Here is a 22,740-nt window from a genome sequence, read left to right as displayed (position 1 = left end):
CCTGGGCTGCGGGGCAGCCCAGGTGCCGCTCGCGTCGTCCGCCGCCGGACCGGCGAGCAGACCGGCCCGGCGGCGTTTGTAGGGTCTTAGCTCATGGAGACGTGGAACGGGCAGGCGGCGGTCGCCCCGCCCAACTCGGGGGCATGGCAGGCACCTACGGAGCAGGAGCAGCGGCTGTACGAGGCGAAGATGCGCGGTGACTGGGCCGGCTACTTCGATGTCCTCGCCGACTGCGAGTTGTTCATGTCGATGTCCCGGCTCCAGGCGGACGGGCTGGACAGCGGCCCCCCTGCTCCGCCCGTCTGGAGCCCCGTCGTCGGGCAGTGGTGCGAAGTCGTCGTGACCGAGGGCGTGTTGCCCGCCCCGTCACCCGACCTCGTCTTCATCCTCCTCTCGCTGGACGCGGTCGCCAAGCTGTGGGAAGAGAACACCGAGTGGCTGGCGGTGAACCCCGGCACCCCTCTGGAGGCGTACTTCCCGCCGAATCCCGCTCTGTGGAAGTGGCACGCAGGACGGGGGAAGGGACCGAACGGGAATCTGGGGAAGCTGCGCACGCTCAGGGTGGGTGGCGTGCAACAGGGGCGGGTCGCCCACGGCCTCGGCTGCGGCGCGCTGATGAGCGTCCTCAACGGATCGCTGTGGAACGCGATGGGCTATCACGGCGGGGGCTACTTCGCGGAGCGGCAGACCCTGGAGGACTGGTGGGGGGTGACGGACCGGCCCAGCTGGCAGAAGGCCCAGGACGACCTCCTCAACGGCCGGGGCGTCAGCGGTGTGTGGGAGTTCGTGCTGGACGTCCGCCAGTCCCTCGCCCGGCAGTTCGGCGGCCAGGTCGACGTGGCGCACTGGCGGGACGCCGCCGAGCGTCAACTGCGGGGCGTCGCCGCCGAGTCCGGGGGAGAGGCACCGGAGGCGGAGATCGCAGGCGTGAAGCAGCTCATCGGCCGCATCACCCGATACGAGGCGCGGTTCCGCGCCGACGGCGTACTCGGCGCCAACGACCAGGTCCGCTCCGTCCTGGCATGGGACTACGGACGTGCCGCCAGCATGGCCCGCTGGGGCGTCAGCACCCGCTTCTGCGACATCGCGGAGGCGGAGCAGGCGGTGATCCGGACCTCCCGCGTCAGCCAGGTCACTTACCACTCCTGGAAGGACTTCGCGGCCGGATACATCCTCGGCCGCTGCCTCCACTTCGACGAGGAGCACTTCGGCAACTGGTACACGGAGATGCTGGACGCGTACCGGGTCCTGGAGTCGCACCCGGAGAGTCCCTGGCTGACCGTCCCCTGGAGGTAGCGGAGCACGACCGGCGGGCGATCCGACTGCTAGACCCCGTACGGAGGTTCCTTCCCGCCCCCGGTTCTGGTTCCCACCTCGATCCCGGCCCCGGCCCTCGTCCCGGCCCCACCCCGTCCGCCGAAAGGCCACGTCCTCGTCCGCGCGGCCGCCACGCGGGTGCGTTTCCCCGGCGGACGGGCGGCCCGGGCGGGCGGGGCGGCCAGCCGCATCAGGGCGTAGAGGTTCACAGCGCGGTCATCCTCACGGGAAGGCTCTCCAGCCCGTTGACCACGATCGAGCGCAGCGGCACGGCCGGCCCCGTCCTCTCGATGTGCCGTACCGAGTCGAGCAGTTCACCGAACAGGATGCGCATCTCGGTGCGGGTCATCATCGCCCCGAGGCAGAAGTGCTCGCCGGCGCCCAGCGCCATGTGGCGGTTGGGGCGGCGGGTGATGTCGAAGACGTCCGGGTCGGTGAAGTGGCGCTCGTCCCGGTTGGCCGAGGGCGTCCACAGCACGACCCGGTCGCCGGCCTCCAGCGTGCGGCCGTGCAGCGTCACGGGCTCGGTCACCGTGCGCATGATGTGGGTGGCGCTGGAGGTCCAGCGCAGGACCTCCTCCACCGCCGTGGGCATCAGGCTCCGGTCGGAGCGCAGGCGCTCCCAGTCGGCAGGGTGGTCCAGGAACGCCGCCATGCCGCCGGACACCGCGAGGCGGATGTTCTCGGTGCCGCCGACGAGGAGGTTGTCGCAGTTGAGGAGGACGTCCTGCTCGTCGAGGAGCTCCCCGTCGACCTCACCGTTGACGAGCGCGCTCACCAGGTCGTCCTGGGGCTGGTCCATCCGCCGGTACATCAGCTCGACGAAGTACGCCATGATCTCCTGGTGCGCGACGCTGCGGACCTCCGGGTCGCCCGCGCCGAACGCCTTGCTGGTGAGCGTGAAGAGCATCTCCTGCTCGTGCTCGGGCACGCCCATGAGCCGGCAGATGACGTAGAGCGGCAGACGTGCCGCGACGTCGGTGAGGAAGTCGCACTCGCCGAGCGCGGTGGCCCGGGCCACGACCTGCCGCACCGCCCCGCGCATCGCGTCCTCCAGCGCACGCACCGAACGGGTGGTGAACCAGTCCGCGACCAGCGACCGCAGCGCCTTGTGCCGCGGCGGGTCGGTGAGGGCGAGCGTGCGGCCGCCGCCGGGGTCGTCGCCGTGGACGAGGGGGCGCAGCAGGATGCCCTCGGCCGAGCTGAAGACGCGTGCGTCGTTGTAGACGCCGCGGATGTCGTCGTACCGGGTGACCGACCAGAACGCCGGGTACGCGGTGGCCTCGTGACGGTGCACCGGGTCGTGGTCGCGCATCCAGCGCCAGGTGGGGTACGGGTCCCCGGTCGCGTACAGCTCGGGGTCGAGAAGGTCGGCGAGGCCGACGGTCTCCGGGGCGAGCGTGCTCATGACGGGTCTCCTTCGGGCAGCGGCAGGGTGTGGACGAGGTCGGCGAGCCGCTTGGTGAGCTCGTGGGCGGTGGTGCTCCGGACGGTGTCCGGCCGGTAGTTGACGGTGAGCCGCAGCCGGCCGCCGGGCAGCGGCCAGAACTCGGTCTGGACCTCGAGAGGGATGTCCAGGTACGGCGGGCGCAGGTGCGTGGTGGTCAGCCCGGTCAGCGGGAGCTGCGGGGGAGCGTTGTCCTGGAGGACGAGGAGCGTCTGGAAGACGGGCGGCCGCCCGGTGCGGGGCGGGTTGAGGAGCCGTACGAGGTCTTGGAAGGCCACGTCCTGGGAGCGGAAGGCCCGGTCGGCGATCCGGGCGGCCGCGGCGAAGGAGCCCGGGCCGCCGTCGAGGACGTCCCCGCGCAGCCGGAGGCACGCCATCTCGATGTGGCAGCCGACCGCTTCGTCGAGCCTGCTGTCGGAACGCTGCGCGACCGGCGTACCGACGGCGAAGTCCCGTCCGCCCGTCACCTCCGCCAGGACCTGCCCGTAGCAGGCCAGCAGGACGGCGTAGCGGGTGGTACCCGCGCCGGCGGCGGCCGCGTCCACCCGGGCGGCGGCGTCCGCGTCGAGGACGTGTTCGATGCGTTGCGGAGACCGGCCGGCTGCGTCCGCGGGGGAGGGGGCCGCGGGCCACACCAGCTCGGGTACGCCGGTGAGTTCGGCCTCGAGCTCGGCCCGCTGCCGTGCCAGATCGGCGTGGGCGAGCCGGTCGTGGCGCAGCCGGGCGGCCTTGGCGGCGGTGGGCGCGGTGAGCGGCGCCGCCGGGGGAGCGCCCCCGGCCGCCGCGTTGTACGCCTCGGCGAGGTGCGCTGCCAGCACCGACTCCGACCAGCCGTCGAAGGCGATGTGGTGCACCACGCAGCCGAAGATCCAGGAGCGGCCCGAACCCAGCGGGACCAGCGCGGTTCGCCACACCTCGCCGTCGGCGAGTTCCAGGGGGGCGCCGAGGCTTTCGGACAGCTCCTCGGTGGCGGCGTCCGCGTCGGGCGCGGTGTCCATGATCTCCAGGACCGGGGCAGGGAGTTCGGCAGGACGGGCGAGGAGCCTGGGCGTGGCGCAGTAGGCCGTCCCCAGCACTTCGTGGCGCTCGTGCACTGCCTCGACGGCGGCGTCCAGGGCGTCCAGGTCGAGTTCGCCGTCGATGCGGAACAGGAGCAGGCAGTGGGCCGAGCGGTCTTCGGGCCTGAGGAGATGGTTGGTCAGGTAGCCGGCCTGCATGGGGCTGAGCGGTACGTCGTCGCCCTCCTCGGCGTCCGCACGCGGGGTGCCGCCCGTGAGCGCCAGCCACCGGCCCAGGGCGCGGGCGGTGGGGTGCTCGTAGAGCCGTGAGAGGGGCACCGGGCGCTCCAGCTCCGCCGCGAGCCGTGCACACACCCGGCCGGCGCCCAGCGAGGTGCCGCCGAGATCGGCGAAGGCGGTGCCCTCCGGTACGGACGCCACACCGAGCACCGCCGCGAAGACGGCCGCGGCCAGCTCGACGAGCGGCTCGTCCGTCTCCCTGGCCGGGGCCCGTGGAGTCTCCGGGGCCGCCGCGGCGGTCGGGACGGCGGACGGCGCCAGCTCCAACAGGGCCCGCTCGTCCAGCTTTCCGTTGGGCGTGACGGGAAAGGCGGGGACGGCGACCACGGCGTCGGGCCGCTGGTAGTGCACGAGCTCCGTCCGCACCTGTTCCTCGGCCCCGGGCGGCAGCTCTCCGCGCTCGGCGGGCACGCAGAAGGCCAGCAGGCCGTTCGCGTTGCCACCCGTGTCCCTGGTGGCAACGACACGGCAGGCGCGGACACTTGGCAGCAGCGCCTCGACCTGCCGTTCCACCTCTGCCGGTTCGATCCGGTGGCCCCGGATCTTGACCTGCCGGTCTGCGCGGCCGCGGTAATGCAGGACGCCGTCCTCGTCCAGCTCCCCGAGGTCGCCGGTGCGGTAGACCCGCACCTGTCGGCCGTCCACCGTGATGCGGGGGAACGCGGCCTCGGTGAGGGCCGGTTCGCCGAGGTAGCGCAGGGCGAGCCCGTCGCCCGCCACGCAGATCTCGCCGTCGACGAGGTGGACGGCGGTGCCGGGGACCGGCCGGCCGACGGGGATGCCGCCGGGCAGATCGCAGTCGGACTCGGTGACGCGGTGCGTCGTGGCGAAGACGGTGCTCTCCACGGGCCCGTAGCCGTTGACGAGGGCGATGCCGGGATGGCGGCGAAGGAAGGCGCGGACGTGCGGGACGGACAGCCGTTCACCGCCCGTCATCACCTGCCGCAGGCCGCGGAAGGCGTCCGGGTCCTCGTCGACGATCATGTTGAGCAGGCTGCTGGTCAGCCAGACCGTGTCGGCGCCGTGGACGGCGACCGCCTCGCGCAGCGCCTGCGCCGACAGGTAGGGCTCGTCGACGACGACGCAGGTCCCACCGCCGAGCAGCGCGCCCCACAGCTCCAGCGAGAAGGCGTCCCAGGGCAGCGCGGCCGCCAGCGGGATCACGGTGGAGGGGGTGAACCGTGCGAAGGTGCCGGCGCGCACCAGGCGTGCGGTGGCGCGGTGGGGCGTGAGAACTCCTTTGGGGCGCCCGGTGGTTCCGGAGGTGAAGAACACACAGGCGGGCGCGTCGGCCCCCACCTCGGCGGGCCGGAACCCGGTGGGCGCTGCGGTGCCGGCCGGGAACCCGGCCGGTTCTCCGGTGTCCCCGCATACGGCGGGCCACCAGGCCGGCAGCCCCGCGTGCGCCTCCGGGGCGTCGGTGACGATCAGCCGGGCCGACAGCTGCCCCGTGACCTCCTGGATCCGCCGCGCGGGCCACGCCGGGTCGAGCAGGGCGTACGCGGCGCCGCACTTCAGCACGGCGAGTACCGCCGCCACCAGTTCGGTGCCGCGCGGCAGCAGGACGGGAACCAGGTCGCCGCGGCCGACGCCCCGCGAGGCCAGGCCGGCGGCCCATGCGTCGGCGGTCCGGTCGAGCTCCGCGTAGCTCGTCCTGCGAGAGCCGTGCACCACGGCGGTGGCTTCCGGGCGGGCGACGGCCCAGCGGCTGACGGTGGTGTGCAGCGCTTTCCCGGAGGAGGTGCTCATGCATGCTCCCGGAGGATCTCGCGCAGGGCGCCGCCGAACCGGTCGATCTCGCCGACGGTGTTGTAGTAGTGCGTCGAGACGCGTACCGCCGTGTCCACTCCGCGCTCCGTCATGTACAGCGGGGTGTGGTGGCCGACGATCTTCCATGCGTTGACGTGCTGTTCTGCGAGGCGGGCCACGATCGTCCCGGCGGGGACGGCGGGGTGCCGGAAGGAGAGGATCCCGGACTGCTGCGTGCCGGGGGCGATGAGGTCGACGTCCGGGACGCCCTCCAGGGTGGCGCGCAGCGCCTCGAACACCTCCTTGTTGTCGAAGGGCGTGCCCTCCTCGAAGAGGGTGAGGGCCGTGTTGAAGCCGGCCATGGCGGCGGTCGAACGCTCGGCGAGCTCCAGGGAGCGGGCGCTGCCGTCGTGGACGCGGTAGCCGGTGGCGGAGTCGATCCGTGCCACGTGCAGGTCGTGGAAGTCGGTGGCCAGCGCGGCGCGCAGCTCTGGGGCGACGTAGGCGAAGGCGGTGCCACGCGGGCCGCGCAGAAACTTCCGCCCGGCGCCGGTGAGCAGCTGGCAGCCGATGCGGCGCACGTCGACGGGTATCTGCCCGACGGACTGGCAGGCGTCGACCGCGTAGAAGCAGCGGTACGGGGCGAGGAGGCGTCCGATCTCCTCGACCGGGTTGACGATGCCGCATCCGGACGGGATGTGCGTCACCGATACGAGGGCCACGTCGTCGGCGATGTGGGCCGCCATCCACTCCAGATCGAGGTCGCCGCCCGGCAGGGTGGGGACGACCTCGATCCGGCAGCCGGTGCGGTCGCGCAGGTTGAACAGCAGGATGAGGTTGCCCGCGTACTCGTAGGGCGTGACCCAGACCCGGTCGCCCGGGCCGAGTCCGAGCCGGGGGATGACGGAGCACCAGGCGCGGGTCGCGCTGTCGAACACGGCCACGTCCCCGACGGGTGCTCCCAGTACGCGAGCCAGCCGCCGGTACATCTCGTCGTTGACGATGCCGTCGAGGTGGCCCTCCGTCTCGTAACAGCCCGTGGCCGCCTCGCGGTCGAGGACGTCGGCCATGGTGCGGCGTACGTCTTCGGGGACGCGCCCGGCCCCGGCCGTGTTGAGGTGTATCGGCCGGCCGGCCATCGTGTCTTCCATCCTTCTCCACCCGCTGTCGTCGTGTGCCGAGGCACTGCTGTGCTGAGCTGTACTGAGCCGTGTGTGGCCGTGTTCGTGGTCGATGCGGCCTAGGGCCTGTCTGACAAATCCCGCCTGGCTCGCGCCGCCTGGCACGCACGTCTGCTGCGTTGTCGGACCGACCGAGTAGCCCACTACGAGGACGGACCTCCGCCTTGCATCCGCCCGCACCAGACGACGCGAGCCCCGCCCTCCGGGCGAACGGCGCCATTTGTCAGACAGCCCCTAGTAGCCGGCGCCGACGCTGTGGCCGTCGTCCTGGTGGCGCTCCGCGATGTCGGCGAGCGCGGTCAGCACCATCGGGGGGTGCTCGGCCAGCCGGTGCAGCAGGTGCAGCCACCAGTTCTCGCCGTACGTGGCGTAGATCCGGCACGGGTAGCCGGCCTCCCGGTAGGTGCGCAGCAGACCGGGGCGCACGCCGTGCAGCATCTCGACCTCCTCGACGCGGTCGAGCAGACCGCTCGCCCTGGCGGCGCCGAGGACGGTGCCGTCCTGGGTGGCCAGGCTGAGCCGGGCGCCACGGTCCAGCAGCCGGGCGGCGAGGCTCAGATAGCGCTCGTCGAGTGCCGGGCCGCGGCCGAGGGCGATCTCCGGGGGCACCGTGAAGGCACCCTTGACCAGCCGGATCTTGCGGCCGTCGACCGGGATCGAGGCGATGTCGGCCGGTGTGCGGTGCAGGTACGCCTGGAGGGTGATCCCGAGGTTGGGGTGGGCGTCCGCGAGGTCGCGGTAGGTGCCCAGGACGTCGTCGACGGCGTGCGCCCGTTCCATGCTGAGGACGACGTCGGAGCCGCGGGCCGCGGCCGCCTCGGTGATCCGCGCGGTGTTCTTCGCGGCGAGGTCGCGGGAGACGGTGAGCCCTACGTTGGACAGGTCGAAGCCGAGTTGCTCGGGGACCGGCTCGTGGGCGAGGACGGTGAGGTACTCGTCGACGACCCGGTCGATCTCGGCGGGGTCGGAGTTCTCCTCCCCGACGAACTCCACAGCGATCCTGTACGCCTTGCCCCGCAGGACGCCCAGGTGGTCGAGGAACTCGTCCCGTCCGGGCGACAGCACGTAGCGGCGGGCGGCCGGTGAGAGCACGTCCTGCAGTACCGACCCGGGGGTGGTGAAGGCGGTCCGGCAGCGTTCGTCGGCGGCGAGGAGACGCAGCCCCTGGCCGGCGGCCTCGTGCAGGGCGCGCTGGGACATCGTCGGCTTCATGAGGAGGGAACCTTCGCTTTCTCGTCGTCGTGGGAGTGCCGCTCCGTGCTGGTGAGGAGGGAACCGGCGGCGTCCGCCGGCCTGCCCGCCTCCGCGGCGAGGATCATCAGCTGGGCGAAGGTGGGGCCGACGGCGGCCGGATCGCCGCCCAGCCGCCGCCAGGTCCGGTACTTGGCGGCGTAGCTGATCACCGTCTCCTTGTCGCGCCGGCCGCGCGGCCGGGTGAAGGCGCCGGCCCACAGTCCGTCCCAGGCGGCGTAGGCCGGGTCGTCGAGGAGCACCTTGTGCGCCTGGCCCAGCTTCCAGAACGGGATGCCGGTGTTCATGTGGTGGACCAGGTGGTACCGGTCGTTGTGACGGCTGATCAGGAAGCGCTCCAGGAACACGCCGTGGCGGTTGCGGGTCAGCAGGACCTGCTTGTTCTCGCTCTCGGGCATCGGGTAGTGCTCGGAGAGCTCGGCGAGCCAGCCGATGGCCACGTTGGTGGTGAACAGCGGCACGAACCAGAAGAGCAGCAGCTCCGGCAGCACCCCGAACCAGGCACAGGCCCCGAATACGGCGGCCCACTGGGCGAGGAACACGGCCTGCTCGGTGCGGAGCGGCACGGGCACCGACACCGTGATCTGCGAGCTGTCGCAGAAGACCCGTTCACGGGCGATGTAGCCGAGGTAGGTGAAGGTGCGCAGGCCGAGCGCGGAGGCGACGACCTCCTTGAGGAAGAAGTGCCGGTCGGAGCGTTCGGTGTCGTACAGGCCGCAGTCGATGTGGAACCCGTAGTCGGGGTCGCTCTGGGCGTTGCCCAGGTTGCGGTGGTGGCTGCCGACGTGGGAGCTGCGGTAGGGCCCGTACAGGTGCCACACCAGGTAGCCGGAGAAGACCGATCCGCCGGCCAGGTTCAGGACTTTGTTCCTGGCGAGGACCTTGTGGCTGGACTCGTGCAGGAAGTGGGCGAGGAAGCGCTGCACGGAGCCGATGACGACCAGCGCCACCGGATAGAACCAGTAGGAGACGCCCACGCACAGCGCCACGGACGCGGCGACGAGCGCGTACTCGAACAGGATCGCCAGCGGGGCGTGGTGGTTGTCCAGGGTGCGCAGGTCTCTGAGACGTCTGCGGATGCCGGGTGCGAGCCGGTCGAAGTCCAGTTGCTCGAATGCGGACATGAGGATGCCTCTTATTCGGTCGAGGAGAGTGGGACCGCGCGGGGCGCGGCGGCACGCTCAGCGCGCGGGGGCGAAGCCGAGGGCCCGGCCGTAGAGCCGCAGTTCGGCCGCGAGCGAGTCGGCGATGGTGGCGGAGCGCCTGAAGCCGTGCCCTTCGCCCGGGAAGGTCAGGTAGCGGTACGGGGCCGGGCCGTCGCCGGCCGCGCGGAGCAGCCGCTCCGCCTGGGCCGGCGGGCACACGGTGTCGTCCAGTCCCTGGAGCAGTACGAAGGGGGCGCGGATGCGTTCCGCGCCGTGCAGCGGGGCCTGCTTGGCGTACCGGTCCTCGGCGTCGGGCCAGGGTCCGATCAGCGTGTCGAGGTACCGGGACTCGAAGTCGTGGGTCTCGTCGCGCCAGCTCACCGGGTCGAGCACCGGATAGTAGATCCCGGCGGCCCGGTACAGGTCCGGTTCCCCAGTGAGGGACGCGGCAGCCGTCCAGCCGCCCGCGCTGCCGCCCCGGATGGCGATCCGCTCCGCGGCGGCGAGGCCGTCGGCGACGAGTCCGCGCACGACAGAGGCGCAGTCCGCTACGTCGGTCAGGCCCCAGTTGCCGTGCAGCCGGTTCCGGTAGGCCCGGCCGTAACCGGTGGATCCGCCGTACTGGACGTCGACGACGCCGATGCCGCGGCTGGTGAAGTAGCTGATCTCCTGGTTCAGGACCATGTGCGTGCGGCTGGTGGGGCCGCCGTGCACGAAGACCAGCCACGGCGGCAGTTCACCGTCGGGACCCGTGACGTCGGGATGGTACGGGGGGTAGACGTGGGCGTGGACCGGCCCGTCGCCGCCGCTGTAGGTGCGGCGGTACGGGGTGCTGGCGTAGGCGTCCAGGGGGGCCCCGGTGGGCGCGCGGACCACGTCGAGGGTGCCGCGGGCGGGGTCCGCGAGAACCACGGTGCGCCGCTGGGCCGGTGAGGAGCAGACGGCGGCGATCCGCCGGCCGTCCGTCGCCGCGAAGTGCCATTCGGTGGCCGGGCCGGCGACGTCGGTGAGGGTGCCGTCGGCCGCGAGGACGCCGAGCCTGCGCTCGCCCACTCCGTGGATCACGGCGAGGCGGCCGTCCAGCAGCGGCAGGCACCAGCGCAGGCCGATCCGCCACAGCGCCTCGCCGAACTCCTCGGCGCGGGGGCAGAGATTGCGCGGGTTCCCGTCGCGGCCGATGGCGTGGACGTTCCACCATCCGCCGGGATCGCTGACGGCGTACAGGGTGCCGGAGCCGTCGGTGGCCCAGTCGGCCTGCGTGACCGCTTCCCCGTCGCCGCCCATCACGGGCGCCGCCCGGCCGAGGGTGCCGTCCGGATGGACGTCGGCGACCATCAGGACGGTGGTCTCCCAGGGCATGTCGGGGTGGTTCCAGCCGAGCCAGGCCACCCGGTCCCCGCCGGGCCCGATGCGCGGGCCCGTCATGAAGTGGTGGGTGGCCGCCAGGACCTGTACGCGCGAAGGGGCGTCGGCCGCACTGCCGTCCAGCGGCAGCGCCACCAGGTGCCGCTCGGCCGTACGGGCGGTGTCGTCGGCGACCGTCTCGCGCAGGCACCACACCTCGCCGCCGCGCACCGCGAAGTCGGCGTACCGCAACTCCCCGGCCCAGGCTCCTGGCGGGGTCAGCGGGAACGGGTCGCTGCCGGGACGCCAGCGGTAGACGCGCTGGTCGGGACCGTGGCTGAAGACGATGCCGTCCTCGGCCCGGCCGGACAGGGCGAGCCACGGGCGCCCGCCGTATTCGATGACCCGGCTTCGCACGTCCCAGCCCGCCCCGGCGGGCAGGACCTCCCGGACGCCGCCGGCGGAGGCCGCCATCAGCCCGCTGCGCCCGTCCTCCTCGGGGAGCACCTCGGTCCAGCACACGTCCTCACCGAGGAAGCCCGTCCATTCGAGCAGGACGTCGCCGCGGGCGGCGTCCTCGGCGCTGACGGGCGATTCCCAGGTGCCGTACGGCAGTTCGCGCGGTCCGGCGGTGCCGCGCAGGGTGTCCGTCATGCCGGGCCGCCCTTCGCGTAGGAGATGCGGGGGATGCCCGGCTCGCTGCTGTCGAGGGTGTAGCCGGGTACGGCCGGGTCGTCGCTGACCCAGAAGTGCCCGTCGAGATCCGACCAGTCGGACAGCCCGGCCAGCTGGGCCGCGTACGCGATGGCCCGCGGCGGTTCCAGGAAGCAGCCCAGCATCCGTCCCGCGCCCTGGTCGGTCGCGGTGGTGAGGGCGGTGAGCGCGGGCAGGATGCCCCCGAAGCGCATCAGCTTGACGTTGAGGCCTCCGGCCGCGCGGACGGCGAACTCCGCGTCCGCGGGGGTGGCGACGCCCTCGTCGAGGAGGACGGCGGTGCGCGGCAGGGCGGCGCGGATCTCCGGCAGCAGCGCGGGGTCGCGCACCGGGTCCTCCAGCACGGCGGGGGCGAGCGCGGTCACCAGGGGGCGCACACGTTCCCAGTCCTGCCTGTCCCAGCCGCGGTTGGCGTCCAGGATCAGCGGGGCGTCGACGCCTGCGAGCGAGCGGAGGACCTCCTCGTCGTCCGGACCGCCCAGCTTGATCTTGAGGGGGCGTCCGTCCCGGGGGATCGGGTCGCCGATGGGCACGGTGTGCAGCAGGTGGACGCGGCCGGGCTCGGGCAGGCCCAGCAGCCGCCACACCGGCACTTGGGCGGTCCTGGCGGCCCGGTCGAGGAACGCCATCTCCACCAGCATCCGCGCGGGGGCGCTGACGCCGTCGGCGTGCGCCTTGTCCAGACCGGCGCGCAGCGCGGCGACCGGGTCGGCGACGGGCCCCGCGAGGGCGGGCGCGAGGACGGACGCGAGGGCCTCCGCCTCGGCGGCGATGGCGGAGCCGTCCTGGCCGTACCCGATGTCGGCGGCGATCTCGCCCTCGCCGGATGCGGTGCCGTCCGACGGCAGCAGCCGGAGCCGCACGATGTCGACCGTCTCGATCGTCATGTGGGAGATCTGGAACGAGGCGGTCAGCGGCCGCTGTTCGACGGTGACGGACACCCGGGGAGCGGCGCCGTCCGGCGCGGTCTCGGGCGCCTCGACCGTGAACGTGACGGACTCGACGAGCCGGCGGGCGAGTTCGCGTGCTTCGTCCGCGGTCGGCGCGCCGACGACGACGGCACCCACGCGGTCGCCTCCGGAGCGGTAACCCCATATCAAGTCGCCCGGAGCGACGGCGAGTTCGGCGTACAGGACGGCGGGATGCGCGCGCACTTCCTCCCACCCCTCGACGGCGGTCACCCGGCCGGGCGGCGGGGCGAAGTAGCGGGTGGCGGCAGCCCGCGTGGCGGCGGGCAGCTCCACGGGCGTGCCGAGGACGTCGTCGTAGACGGCGCCGTACAGCTCCAGGCCGGGCAGGGCGTAGGGGAGCATCCGGTGGATCCATCCGCCGCCGATGCGGGCGTGGACCTCGCCGAGGACGATCCCCCTGGCGGTCAGCCAGAGTTCGACGTGGAAGAGCCCGAAGGACAGCTCCAGCGCGGTGAGAGCCCGGGTGACGGTGTCCTCGACCTCGCGTCGGGTGCCCTCGGGCAGGCCGGCGGGCAGCACGTGCCCGATCTCCACGAAGTAGGGAGGCTCCAGCTTCTCCTTCGCCGTGACGGCGAGGACGCGCGGACGGCCGTCCACGAAGACGCCCTCGACGCTGTACTCGGCGCCCTCGACGAACTCCTCCACCAGGAACGGGGCCGTACGGTCCGGAAGTTCGGCCAGCGCGCCTGGCAGCTCCGCGGCGCCGCCGACCTTGCGTACGCCGGCGCTGTCGGCCCCGTCGCGCGGCTTGACGACCCAGGGGCCGGCCGAGGAGGCGAGGAAGGCACGCGCCTCGGCCTCGTCGGCGCACAACCGGACGGCGGGCTGCCGGAATCCGGCGGCGGCCAGCGCGCTGCGGCAGGCGTCCTTGGTGCGGATGCGGCGGACGGACTCGTGCGGGTTGCCGGGCAGCCCGAGGGCGCGCGCGGTCGCGGCGACGGCTTCCTGGGCCATCTCCCGGACGCCGAAGACGACGGCGCTCCGCTGACCGCTCGCGGCGCGGGCGGCCGCCCAGTCCGCGGTAGCGGCCGGGTCGGCGAAGTCGACGGCGCTGGTGGCACCGGCCGCGGCGGCGACGGCGGGCGTCGCGGCCAGCGTGTCCGCGGTGTTCGTGACGTGCGTGCGCAGCCCGCGGGCGTGCGCCTGCTCGAGCGCCTGGACGGCGACGTCGACGCTGAGCGTCATCGCTCCGCCGCCGCCGACGAGGAGCAGTTCGGGCGCGGGGGTGCGGGACGAGGGGCTCATGCGGTCCACCCCGTGTCGTCGCGCAGCCGGTAGACGCGGTCCTTCAGCTGCTGGATGCGGGCGGCGTCCCGTCCGAGAGCGTCGGCGGACCGGTTGTACAGGTGCACCGAGCCGGTGGCGGTGTAGAGGTCGACGGTGGGCCGCATCCGCTTGCCCGGGGCGAGTTTGGGGACGAACGTGTGGACCGACTCCAGCGCCTCGATCTCCGCGACGACGTCCTCGTCGATGCTCTCGACGACGCCGTCGAGCTCGGTGTCGAGGAACATGAGCGTCGCCTCGGTCACCTTGCGGTACGTGCGGCCGGCGTAGTGCTCGGCGAACTCCCGCGGGCGGGCGTACGCGAGGGCCGTGACGTCGCCCTGGTTGGCGCCGAGGCAGCGGTCGTGGAAGTCGGGCAGCAGGCCGCCGCTGGGCCGCGCGCCGACCTCGACGAGGGCCGGGCCCTCCGCGGTGACGATGACCTCGGCGTGCGTGGGCCCGTACTGGATGCCCAGCGCGTCGAGCGCCTCGTGCATGTAGGCGATGATCTCGCGGGCGGTTCCCGAGTCCGGCGGGGTGATCGAGTCGCGGTGGTAGATGCGATGGGTGTCCTTGAGCTTCTTGTGGTACTGCCAGATGCCGCAGGCGTACCGCTCACCGGCGTACGAGACGAAGTCGACCATGTACTCCTCGCCGTCCAGGAAGGACTGGAGGAGGACCTCGTCGTTGTGCTCGCCGAAGATGTTGACCGTGCCGAGGACCGCGTCGGCGGCCTTGCGGACCTCTTCGGCGTTCCGGCAGATGGCGACGCCGTCGGTCGCGGCGGAGGACAGCGGCTTGACCACCACGGGGTACCGGCCGCGTTCCTCTGCCCAGGCGACGAGCGTGTCGGAGCTTCCGCTCTTGAGCTGGTCGGCGCAGCGCACCCCCGCGCGGCGCAGCGCCTCGATCATCTCGTATTTGTCGCGGCGGGCCGTGGACAGGGCGGTGCCGTTGCCCGGCAGGCCGAGCCGTTCGGACAGGTCGTCCGCGAGAGGGACGCCGGGCTCCTGGCCGGCGATCACGCAGATCGGAGCGAACTCGGCGAGGCGTGCGGCGGTCTCCTCGGGCGTCCCGTGGGGGACCGCCTCCCGGTAGGCGCCGAGGTCGGGCGGCCGCATGGAGGTCATCAGCTCGGGGGTGCTCTGTACGTGCACGACGTCCACACCGAGCTTGGCGAATGCGGGCGGAAGGTGATTGCCGCTCGTGTAGGCATCCACGAGCACGGCTGTCGGGGGCACTTGCTGGCTCCTCATGTACTCCACCTTGCGTTCGGGGACACCGCCGGAGCCGTTGTCGGCAACGGGGGTTTCCAGGAATTGGCAAGAGGTTGCCACAAGGGTTGCCCAAATGGCAATATGCTCCGTGCTCAACAGACAACGTCACCGCAGAGGGGAACGGCCTTGACCGTCGAAGCACCCCCCGCGCCGGGCCGCAGCGGCCTGTCGCGTGGGATCACACTGACCTTCGCCGTCGCAGGCGCCCTGACGGTCGCCAACATCTACTTCCCGCAGCCCCTGCTGGACGCCATCGCCTCGGGCCTCGGGGTGTCCGACTCGGCCGCCGGCCTGGTCGCCATGGCCGCGCAGGTCGGCTACGCCATCGGCATCAGCCTGGTGGTCCCGCTCGCGGACGCCGCCCGGCTGCGCCGCCTCGTCACCGTGCTGCTGGTGCTGACCACCGCCGGGTTGCTGGCCGCCGCCGCGGCCCCCAACCTGGCCACGCTCACCGTCGCCACCGTCGCCCTGTCGACCACCACGGTCATCCCGCAGATCCTCATGCCGACCGCCGCCTCCATGGCGGGGCCGGAGCACAGCGGACGGGCGGTGGGGACGATCGGGATCGGCCTCACCCTGGGCTCGACGCTCTCGCGCACCCTCTCGGGCACGGTGGTGGAACTCAGCGACGACTGGCGCACCGCCTACCTGGTCGCCGCCGTGCTCACCGGCGGCCTCGTCCTCTTCCTGCCGCGGCTGCTGCCGGAACGGCGGCGGGGCTCCGGCGAGGGCGTCCCCTACCGGAAACTGATCGGTTCGATGCCGGGCCTGCTGGTCGCGCACGCCGAACTGCGCCTGTCGGCCTACCTGGGCGCGACCGTCTCCGCCGCCTTCGCGGCCTTCTGGGCCACCCTCGCCTTCCACCTCGCCGGGCCGTCGTTCGGCAAGGGAGTCGCCTGGGCGGGGCTGTTCGGCCTGTTCAGCCTCCCGGCGGCGCTGCTGTCCTACTCGGCGGGGCGGCTGAGCGACGAACGCGGCCCGTACTTCGGCAACATGCTCGCCCTGGGGTGCGCCGGTGTCGCCTTCCTGCTGCTGGGCACGGCCGGCGACACCTCGATGGCCGCCCTGGTGATCGGCGCCAACCTGCTCGTCTACGGCGGCAATTGTACGCAGATCGCCAATCAGGTGCGCATCTTCCGGCTCGACGAGAGGATCCGCGCCCGCCTCAACACCCTGTTCATGCTGGTGAGTTTCGTGGGCGGCGCTGTCGGCACGATGATCGGCACCGCGCTGTACCAGGCGTACGGCTGGACCGGCATGGTCCTCGGCTGCAGCGGCTTCCTGTTCCTCGCCGCCGGGGGACTGGTCCGGGGCCGCCGCCTCGGGTGACTCCCGCAGCCCTGGAGCCTCCCGCGCCCGCTGGGGAGGGAGGCTCCAGGGCTGCGGCGACGCCCGGGGGCTTCAGGACTGTGCGGGCCCGTGGGCCTGGGCGAGCGTCTCGGCGAGCAGGCGCCATATCTCCGCCGCCAGGTCGATGTTGGACGCGGCCTGTGCTTCTTCGGCCAGCGCCCGCATCCGGCGCAGCCCTTCCTGCTCCTCGCCCTCGATGATCAGCAGCCGGCTGTCGAGGACGTCGAGGCGGACGCGGTTGCGGTAGGTCATCTGGAGCTCGAGCCCGCGTACGCGGTCCAGGAGCGTACGCGCGTCCGCGAAACGTCCCGCCTGGTAGGTGATGTCCGCCCGCAGGGACAGCACTTCCTGCTCCAGGGCGGGGATGCCCAGGAAGGCGAGGCCGGCTTCGGTCTCCTCGACGTACTGCTCCGCGGCGTCCAGCTCCGGCGGGGACTTCAGGAGGTGCAGGCGGGCGGCAGCGACGCGCAGCCGAGTCCACAGGGTGAGGTCCTCCGCGCTGCTGAAGCCTTCGAGTGCCTGTTCCAGCAGCGGCTGGGCGGACTCCAGGTCTGCCTGGCGCACCCGGACGGCGGCGGCGGTCCACCGCGCCTCGGCCCATAGGGCGTCCGACCGGCCGCTGGTCAGGGCGGTCAGATCGTCCGCGTGGGCGCGCGCCTCGGAGAGCCTGCCGGCCTCCGCCTCGGCCGAGACCAGCGCCAGCAGGCTGCCCGCCAGGTCCTGGACGGACAGGTCGTGGTCGCCGGCGAGCTGGTGGGCGGCCCTGGCCGCCTCCACCGCCGGCGTGATCTCACCGCAGGCGCGCAGGCAGCGGGCCAGCTGGGTCAGACCTCGCGCGCGCAGCGCGGGCAGGCCCAGGGTGTCGCCGACGGCGACGAGTTCCTCGAGGTGGTCACGCTCCCGGGTGTGCCGGTTGTGGCTGCGGTGCCACTGAGCCACCTGCCACAGGGCCTGCCAGCGCAGCAGCGGGTCCTGGCCGTCGCCGGTCGACAGCGAGCGCTCCAGGGCCTCGATGGTCTCGTCGGAGTGGTCCGAGGTGGCTATGGCGAGTGCTTGTGCCAGCGAATCGGTGGCGCCGGGCTCCTCGAAGGCCGTGATCTTCACGTCCAGCTGCGCCGCCAGGTACTCGACGGCGCGCGCGGTGGGCTGCCGGGCGCCGGACTCGAGCCGGGAAAGATAGCCGGTCGACATGCCGTCGCCCGCGAGCGCGGCTTGCGACAGGCCTCGCTCGGTGCGCAGCTGCTTGAGCCGACGCCCGAAGAAAGGCTGTTCCAGCACGTGATCAACCCCAGTGGTCGTACAGGCCTGGCAAGGAGCGGCCGGGTCGGGCTTGTCACGGTAACCCTGCGCACATCGCCGTGGTGGGGGCAGAGGCTAGCCGGGGAACGGCCACTTAGGCAAAACTTGCCCGCCGACCTGCGACATTGTCGGAGAAATGCCCCTCCGCTTCCTGGAGGGAGTTGCCAGTAGATTTGGCAACGACTTGCCAAATGCTGACTTCCTGCTCTAACTTCTCGGGCAACGGGGCGGCCACGGCTGCTTCAACGGTTCTGACCCAATCCGTTCTCCGAGGAGAGTCGTGTCCCTTATGCATCCCGCTCGTGTCCGCACCGCCGCCGGTGCCGTCGCCGTCGTCGCCCTGTCCGCTGTCGTCGCAGGCCCCACGCCGGACATCGGCTGGCCCGCCCCGCCGGTCGCCGGTCACCACGCCGGTGACGACATCGGGTGGCCGGTCGCCCCGACCGCTGAGGGCGAGAGAGCCATCGGCTGGCCCGTCCCGCTGGCTGCCGGCCGTCGCGCGGGTGACGACATCGGCTGGCCGGTCGCCCCGGCCGCGTAAGGCCCGGGCCCACCGGCCCCGTCTCGTACGTTGCACGCCGCACAGAGAGTGATGGACTCGATGGCTCCCGACTCGACCCCGGCCCGCCCGGTCAAGACCGCAGTGATCGTGGACGGGTACTCGACCGGCACCTTCCTGCCGCCGGCCTTCGCCCGGCTCGGCATCGACGTGGTGCACGTCCACAGCACCGCCGAACCCATGTCGACCATGCTCCAGCCGGACCTCGGCGCCTACCGGGAGAACTTCCACTGCCCGGACGAGGCGGCCCTGGAGCGGACCGCCGAAGCCCTCACCGCACTCGGCCCGGTGGCCGTGCTCGCGGGGCAGGAGCCCGGAGTCCCGCTCGCCGACGCGCTGAGCGAGCGCCTCGGCCTGGCGACCAACGGCACCGCCCTCTCCCGTGCCCGCCGCGACAAGTACGAGATGATCGAGGCGCTGCGCCGCGCCGGAGTGCGCTGCGCCGACCAGTACAGGAGCTCCGACCCGCAGGCCCTCGTCGAGTGGGCCGAGCGGGCGGGCTCGTACCCCGTCGTCGTCAAGCCGCTCAGCTCGGCGTCGACCGACCACGTCTACCGCTGCCACGACGACGCCGAGGTCCTGGCTGCCGCCCGCGCGGTGCTGGGCTCGACGGACATCTTCGACCGGCCCAACACCGAGGCCCTCGTCCAGTCGTTCCTGGAGGGCACCGAGTACATCGTCGACACCGTCAGCGTCGACGGCGGGCGGTACGTGTGCGGGGTCTGGGAGTACGAGAAGCAGCTCCTGCCCGGCGGGAAGAACGTCTACGACCTCGACGTCCTGCTGGAGCCGGACGCCGCGCCGGTGCCCGAACTGATCGCCTACGTGGACAGCGTCCTGGAGGCGCTCGGCATCCGGCACGGCCCGGCCCACGCCGAGGTGATCATGACTCCGGACGGTCCCGCGCTCGTCGAGATCGGCGCCCGCCTCAACGGCAACATGAACCCCGGTTTCCACGACGCCTGCCTGGGAGCCAACCAGGCCGACCTCACCGCTCTCGCGTACGCCCGCCCCGGGGAGTTCACCGACCGCTACGCGGGCCTGGTCTACGCCCCGCGGGCCGCGGCTGCCGTGCACAGCACCAGCACGGAGTCCGACGGGGTGGTGGAGGCCGTCGACCAGGACGCGGTGGACCGCATTTCGGCCCTGCCCAGCGTGTACCTCGCCGGTGTCAAGCTCGCCGCCGGCAAGCGGATCAGACCCACGGCCGACCTCCTCACCAGCCCCATGAGGATCTTCATGACCGCGCCTGACCTGGCGGCGATCCGCGCGGACCGCGACACCATCCAGAGCCTGAAGGACGAGGTGTACCTCGTGACCACGGAAGTCCGCCGTCCCAGCGTGCTGCTGCTCGGCACCGACAAGTACGTCATGCAGGCCTGCCTACGGCACGGCGTGGACGCCGTCGTCGCCTGGGGGGCCGCCGGTTACGACCACGGCCTCGCCGAGGTCCCCGAGGAGCTGAACGTCCTCCTGGTCGACGATCCCAAGAGCCCCGAGGCGATCCTGATGGCCCTGCACCGGGCCGGGCTGGGCGACCACCGGTTCGACGCCGTCCTCACCTCCGACGAGTGGGCGCTCGTGACCGCCGGTCTCCTCGCCCCGCGCCTCGGCTGCCGCGCCCTCGACCCGGTGACAGCCGTGTACTTCCGGGACAAGTCGCTCCAGAAGCGCAAGGTCGCCGAGGCCGGAATCCCCGCCGCCCGGGTCACGGTGATCGAGGACGTGCACGACGTCTCGGACGTCCCGTGGGAGTACGACAAGGCCGTACTCAAGCCGGTCGCCGGGGCCGCCACCGCCCGCACCGCCGCCGTCGACGGCCCGGAGGCGCTCCGCACCCTCAGCCGCCGCTACCGCTCCGACCGGACCGCGCAGCGCACGTTCGTGCTGGAGGAGTACGTCGGCGGGGACGAGTGGATCGCCGACGGCTTCCTCCACGACGGCGAGGTGCGCTTCCTCGCCGTCGGCCGCTACGGCGCCCCCTGCCTGACCATGATCGACGAGCAGACCCCGCTGTGGCTGCGGCACTTCGACCCCAAGGACGAGACCTGGGCGTACGACCTCGCCGAACCGGTGGTCCGCCGCAGCCTCGAAGTACTCGGCCTGCGTGACGGCGTCTTCCACATGGAGCTCTTCCACGACCCCGGCACGGACCGGCTCACCTTCAGCGAATGCGCCGCCCGCCGCGGCGGCGCCCTCATCCACGAGCAGATCCAGGCGAAGTTCGGCATCCACCTGGGCGAGGCCGCGCTGCTGAGCGCCCTCGGCCGGGAACCGGCCGCCGACGTCGAGCACCACCCGGAGCTGTTCGGCACCAGCTACCTCAAGGGCCGCGCCGGGACGCTCCTGTCCTGCCCCGCGCCGGCCGAGCTGCGGGCCCTGCCCGGCGTCGAGTACGCCAGGGTGGAGTTCCCCGCGGGAGGCACCTTCCTCGGCGACATCGACAACACCAACCACCGCATGGGCCAGGTCCTGGTCTCGGCATCGACCGAGGAAGAGCTGCAGCAGCGCTTCGAGGCCGTACGCGCCTGGTTCGACGAGCGTCTGGTCGTGGCCCCGCAGGGCGTCACGGGCCGCGAACTGCGGGCCTGGGGACGCGAGCAGCGCCCCGACGCCGACTTCCGGGACGCGCTGTGGCCGTGACGACGAAGCCCGGAACCGGCACGCCCGCCGGCAAGCCGGGAGTGCTCACGCGGCTCCTGCCCGGACGCGGCCCGCAGCGCACGCTCGCCGGTGCGACGTTCGTCAACGCCCTCGGCAGCGGAATGTTCATGTCCTCCAGCGCCCTGTACTTCACCAGGGTCGTCGGACTGCCCATGTCCCAGGTGGCGTTCGGCCTGTTCGCCGGGGCGATGGTCGGCCTGGTCGCCGGCGTCCTCGGCGGCCGCGTCGCCGACCGGTGGGGTGCCCGCGAGACCCAGATCGCGGTCATGCTCTCCGGCACCGTCTTCATAGGCTGCTTCCTTCTGGTCGGCTCCTTCTGGTCGTTCCTCCTCATCTCGGTCCTCACCGGCATCGTGTTCGCAGCCGACAAGTCCAGCAGAGCGCCCCTGATCCGCGCCTTCGGCGGCGACGACCCGGCCCGCTTCCGTGCCTACCTGCGGGCCGCCACCAACCTGGGCATCTCGCTGGGCGCGCTGGCCGCCGGAGTCGCCATCCAGCTCGACACGGCACCGGCGTACCTGATGCTCGTCGGCGGCAGGGCCCTGGCCTTCGCGGGCAGCGCACTCGCCCTGCTGCGGCTGCCCCGGCCGGCGCGCATCCCCGCACCGCCGCTCAGCGGCCGCTGGGACGCCCTGCGCGACCGGCCCTACGTGGTCGCCACCGTCCTCAACTGCGTGATGTCACTGCACTTCGCGGTCCCGACGTTCCTGCTGCCGCTGTGGATCGTCGACCACACGCAGGCGCCCCGCTGGATGGTCTCCGGAGTGCTCGTGCTCAACACCGTCCTGGTCATCACCCTCCAGGTCGCGGTCAGCAAGAACGTCTCCGACCCCGAGTCGGCGGGCAGCCGGATGCGCTGGGCGGGCGGGGCGATCTGCGCCGGACTGATCCTGACGATGCAGGCCGGCAGCGTGCCCGGCTGGGCCGCCGCCGCGCTCCTCGTGACGGCCGTGGCCGTCTACACGCTGGGCGAACTCTGGCACGCGGCCGCCGCCATGGAGTACTCCTTCGGACTCGCCGCCCCACACGCCCAGGGGCAGTACTCCGGGGTCTTCGGCCTCGGCGGCGGCGTCGCCGAGGCGCTGGCGCCCGCGGTGCTCGGCGGTCTCGCCTTCGGTCTCGGCCGGCCCGGCTGGTTCTTGCTGGGCGGGCTGTTCCTCCTCGTCGGGCTGGTCAGCCGCCCGCTCGTCTCCTGGTCCGTCCGCACCGCGCAGCAGACGCGGCCGCACGCGACCACTCCCTGAACCCTCCCCTCCCGCCGGTGCGCACGCCTCGCACCTGGCACGTCCCGTACGGGCATCCGCCCGCAGAAAGATCGGAGATCACCCCATGTCCACGCCCACGCTCAGCACCATCGACAGCGAGCTCGTCGAGATCGTCGCCGGTCTCCAGCTCGACCACGACGAGATCGTCGCGGCCTACCACCAGTACCTGGAGCGCCTTCCCGACGCGCCCTCCGGCAAGCCGGAGGACCGCCTGCGCCGCCTGGGCCTGACCCACCGTGCGGGCGCCGCCGACCCGTGGCGCGACGCCGGCACCGGCCAGTTCAACCAGGAGACCGGCGAGAAGAACTTCGAGGAGAGCGAGTTCGCGTTCTTCAACGAGGCGCTCAGGGACACCTACTTCCACGAGCTGTACCGGCAGCTGCCGTTCCGACCCGGCCGCATGCGCCTGGTCACGCTCCACCCGGGCGAGATCTACCACATGCACACCGACCACTCCCGCGTCGCGCACGTGGCGATCCAGACCAACGAGGACTGCCGCCTGCTCTTCCGCAGCGGCCACACCTACCACGTGCCCACCGACGGCCGGGTGCACATCCTCAACACCCTCCGCCACCACTCCGCCTACAACGCGGGTGCCACGGACCGCATCCACCTCACGATGACGCTGGCCGACTGATCTGCCGCC

15 protein-coding genes are annotated in these 22,740 nt (G+C 72.5%); 6 read left to right on the top strand and 9 right to left on the bottom strand.

Annotated features, from left to right (window positions below; translation table 11 throughout):
* The first annotated feature begins 93 nt into the window (after positions 1 to 93).
* Positions 94 to 1,296: a DUF1266 domain-containing protein gene (locus tag IEY56_RS20510; protein ID WP_189038730.1), complete on the top strand. Its 1,203-nt coding sequence runs from the start codon at positions 94 to 96 to the stop codon at positions 1,294 to 1,296.
* 226 nt (positions 1,297 to 1,522) lie between these two features.
* Here the strand turns inward: IEY56_RS20510 and IEY56_RS20505 are convergent, their stop codons facing one another.
* The 8 genes from IEY56_RS20505 to IEY56_RS20470 all read right to left on the bottom strand — a co-directional run bounded on the left by IEY56_RS20505 (position 1,523) and on the right by IEY56_RS20470 (position 14,936).
* Complete coding sequence (locus tag IEY56_RS20505) at positions 1,523 to 2,725, bottom strand: cytochrome P450 (RefSeq protein WP_189038729.1); 1,203 nt, start codon at positions 2,723 to 2,725, stop codon at positions 1,523 to 1,525.
* On the bottom strand, positions 2,722 to 5,811 hold the full coding sequence (locus tag IEY56_RS20500; protein WP_189038728.1) for an AMP-binding protein: 3,090 nt from the start codon (positions 5,809 to 5,811) through the stop codon (positions 2,722 to 2,724). Before IEY56_RS20500 ends, IEY56_RS20505 begins: the two co-directional genes overlap by 4 nt.
* Positions 5,808 to 6,962: an aminotransferase class V-fold PLP-dependent enzyme gene (locus tag IEY56_RS20495; protein WP_189038727.1), complete on the bottom strand. Its 1,155-nt coding sequence runs from the start codon at positions 6,960 to 6,962 to the stop codon at positions 5,808 to 5,810. Before IEY56_RS20495 ends, IEY56_RS20500 begins: the two co-directional genes overlap by 4 nt.
* A gap of 264 nt (positions 6,963 to 7,226) precedes the next feature.
* Positions 7,227 to 8,204 (bottom strand): proline dehydrogenase family protein, encoded by a 978-nt coding sequence (locus IEY56_RS20490; RefSeq protein WP_189038726.1) that lies wholly within the window; start codon positions 8,202 to 8,204, stop codon positions 7,227 to 7,229.
* Positions 8,201 to 9,367, bottom strand: coding sequence for a fatty acid desaturase (locus IEY56_RS20485; protein ID WP_189038725.1), 1,167 nt, complete (start codon positions 9,365 to 9,367; stop codon positions 8,201 to 8,203). Before IEY56_RS20485 ends, IEY56_RS20490 begins: the two co-directional genes overlap by 4 nt.
* A 57-nt stretch (positions 9,368 to 9,424) precedes the next feature.
* Positions 9,425 to 11,386 (bottom strand): prolyl oligopeptidase family serine peptidase, encoded by a 1,962-nt coding sequence (locus tag IEY56_RS20480; protein WP_189038724.1) that lies wholly within the window; start codon positions 11,384 to 11,386, stop codon positions 9,425 to 9,427.
* Positions 11,383 to 13,662: an ATP-grasp domain-containing protein gene (locus IEY56_RS20475; protein ID WP_189038723.1), complete on the bottom strand. Its 2,280-nt coding sequence runs from the start codon at positions 13,660 to 13,662 to the stop codon at positions 11,383 to 11,385. Before IEY56_RS20475 ends, IEY56_RS20480 begins: the two co-directional genes overlap by 4 nt.
* Positions 13,659 to 14,936 (bottom strand): ATP-grasp domain-containing protein, encoded by a 1,278-nt coding sequence (locus IEY56_RS20470; RefSeq protein ID WP_189038722.1) that lies wholly within the window; start codon positions 14,934 to 14,936, stop codon positions 13,659 to 13,661. The genes IEY56_RS20475 and IEY56_RS20470 overlap by 4 nt, the downstream gene beginning before the upstream one ends.
* A 147-nt stretch (positions 14,937 to 15,083) precedes the next feature.
* Between IEY56_RS20470 and IEY56_RS20465 the strand changes: the two genes are divergently transcribed.
* Positions 15,084 to 16,286, top strand: a complete 1,203-nt coding sequence (locus IEY56_RS20465) for an MFS transporter (protein WP_189038721.1) — start codon at positions 15,084 to 15,086, stop codon at positions 16,284 to 16,286.
* Between the two features lie 72 nt (positions 16,287 to 16,358).
* On the opposite strand, the gene IEY56_RS20460 is transcribed toward IEY56_RS20465, so the two are convergent.
* Positions 16,359 to 17,585, bottom strand: coding sequence for a helix-turn-helix domain-containing protein (locus IEY56_RS20460; protein ID WP_189038720.1), 1,227 nt, complete (start codon positions 17,583 to 17,585; stop codon positions 16,359 to 16,361).
* Between the two features lie 310 nt (positions 17,586 to 17,895).
* On the opposite strand from IEY56_RS20460, the gene IEY56_RS20455 reads away from it, so the two are divergent.
* From IEY56_RS20455 to IEY56_RS20440, 4 genes are all read left to right on the top strand, one after another.
* Positions 17,896 to 18,147: a hypothetical protein gene (locus IEY56_RS20455; RefSeq protein ID WP_189038719.1), complete on the top strand. Its 252-nt coding sequence runs from the start codon at positions 17,896 to 17,898 to the stop codon at positions 18,145 to 18,147.
* A 60-nt stretch (positions 18,148 to 18,207) separates the two neighbouring features.
* Positions 18,208 to 20,808: an ATP-grasp domain-containing protein gene (locus IEY56_RS20450; protein WP_229712072.1), complete on the top strand. Its 2,601-nt coding sequence runs from the start codon at positions 18,208 to 18,210 to the stop codon at positions 20,806 to 20,808.
* Entirely contained in the window at positions 20,805 to 22,073 is a 1,269-nt protein-coding gene (locus tag IEY56_RS20445) for an MFS transporter (protein WP_189038717.1), read from the top strand. The genes IEY56_RS20450 and IEY56_RS20445 overlap by 4 nt, the downstream gene beginning before the upstream one ends.
* Before the next feature lie 85 nt (positions 22,074 to 22,158).
* Positions 22,159 to 22,731 carry an aspartyl/asparaginyl beta-hydroxylase domain-containing protein gene (locus tag IEY56_RS20440; protein ID WP_189038716.1) on the top strand — a complete coding sequence of 191 codons (573 nt, stop codon included), beginning with the start codon at positions 22,159 to 22,161 and terminating at the stop codon, positions 22,729 to 22,731.
* Positions 22,732 to 22,740 lie beyond the last annotated feature (9 nt).

Origin of the sequence: Streptomyces daqingensis (genome assembly GCF_014645895.1) — a bacterium.
GTDB lineage: Bacteria > Actinomycetota > Actinomycetes > Streptomycetales > Streptomycetaceae > Streptomyces > Streptomyces daqingensis.
Note: the sequence above shows the minus strand (reverse complement) of the source record. Positions and strands in the feature narration are given on the sequence as shown.